Genomic DNA, 1,008 nt, shown 5'->3' on the forward strand with positions numbered 1-1,008 from the left:
AGAAATTAAAAAGCCCAAAGCAATCACTTACAATGGTAGTAGCTAATTCCAACCAATATAGGGAGTGATTACTTTGGGTACATCTACTTTATCACGTTTTCAACGTGGCGCACTAGCACAACTAGTCAATGAGGGGAATAAATCTTACCAAGTAATGGCTGACGCCTTAGGCGTCGCCAAAGCTACGATTAGCTATGAGTTGGACCGGGTTAAACCTTATGATCCAGAATTAGCTCAGCAAGATGCAGATCGCAAAAGGCGGAATTGCGGTCGTCGTTCGATGCTGACGGCAGCATTAGCGACTTTAATTACCAATCATTTACGATTAACCTGGTCACCAGAAACCATTGCGGCCGCTTATAACTTGAGCACTGCGTCAATTTATAATTGGCTTAATCGTGGCTGGCTCCCCTTCAAATTGACTGATCTACCCAATCGGAATGTCCGCCAGCACCGAGTGAGCGAAAATCGTGGGAAATTTACAAGTGGGACTTCCATCGAACAACGGCCAACAACTGTTAATCAACGGTTAGCTTTTGGTCATTGGGAAGTAGATACGGTGCTTTCTAGTCGAAGTGAGTCACGATCATGTCTGGTTACATTCGTAGAACGTAAGACCCGACTTCTATGGGCCATCAAAGCCCCTAATAGAACGGCTAAGGCTCTAAACACCGCCTTTGGCAAGTTTATGGGGGCCTTCGGTCCCCAAGTAAAATCCATTACTGTTGATCATGGTAAAGAGTTTGCCAATTATCAGGCCTTAGAACAGGATTATCAGATCAAAGTTTATTTTTGCCATCCATATTCACCATGGGAGCGAGGTTCCAATGAATATTTTAATAGACGGTTACGCTGGTTCTTCCCGAAAAAGACCAATTTTAGCCAAGTAACGACTGATGAGATCCTAGCAGCACTTGAACTAATTAATCAACGACCATTAAAAATACATCATCAACAGACTGCCATTGAAAGATTCCGGGCTTGTTCGGATTAAACTTGTAATTTGCC

1 protein-coding gene is annotated in these 1,008 nt (G+C 43.4%); it reads left to right on the top strand.

Features of this window, described 5'->3' with window-relative positions; all coding sequences use genetic code 11:
- Positions 1-73: 73 nt before the first annotated feature.
- Complete coding sequence (locus FC07_RS11885) at positions 74-994, top strand: IS30-like element ISLsa1 family transposase (protein ID WP_011373852.1); 921 nt, start codon at positions 74-76, stop codon at positions 992-994.
- The last annotated feature ends 14 nt before the right edge of the window (positions 995-1,008 follow it).

The organism is Loigolactobacillus bifermentans DSM 20003 (assembly GCF_001434575.1).
Lineage (GTDB): Bacteria > Bacillota > Bacilli > Lactobacillales > Lactobacillaceae > Loigolactobacillus > Loigolactobacillus bifermentans.